The organism is Streptococcus sp. M334 (assembly GCF_000187745.1).
Classification (GTDB): domain Bacteria; phylum Bacillota; class Bacilli; order Lactobacillales; family Streptococcaceae; genus Streptococcus.
The window spans coordinates 1-614 of sequence record NZ_GL732511.1 but is presented as its reverse complement, the minus strand read 5'-3'; the positions used below and the strand labels follow the sequence as shown (position 1 = coordinate 614).

The window sequence follows — 614 nt, the reverse complement described above, 5'->3', positions numbered from 1 at the left end:
CGGAAAAGTAAACTACCTTCCATTCCTAAAGAAGCAAAAAAAGGCCGCTCCTATGAGGATTTCCAAAATTATTTATCCCTTAACCAACTGAATTCTTGGCTGGAAATGGACACCGTTATAGGGAGGATGGGAGGTAAAGTCCTACTCACCTTCAATTTATCTTTCTGTAACTTTATCTTCGCTAGACTTCTGGATAATAAAACTGCCCTTGAGGTTACTAAACACCTCTATGATATCAAGAACACCCTTCACCAAGCGGAGAAAGATTTCTGTCAACTCTTTCCTGTCATCCTCACAGATAATGGTGGAGAGTTTGCCAGGGTTGATGACATCGAAATGGATGTTTGAGGAGAGAGTAAACTCTTCTTTTGTGATCCTAATCGCTCTGACCAGAAAGGGAGAATTGAGAAAAATCACACACTAATTCGCGACATTCTACCTAAGGGAACTTCTTTTGACAACTTAACTCAGGAGGACATCAATCTAGTTTGTTCGCATGTCAACAGCGTCAAACGCGCTGCTTTGAATGGAAAGTCAGCCTATGAACTTTTTGCCTTTACTTATGGAGAAGAGATTCCTAAGCTTCTCGGTATTTCTAAAATACCTGCAGAAGA

The 614-nt window shown here is 40.6% G+C and carries 1 pseudogene; it reads left to right on the top strand.

The annotated features are described in order from the left end of the window. A pseudogene (locus HMPREF0851_RS15225) lies at positions 1 to 614 on the top strand (transposase); the annotation flags it as partial.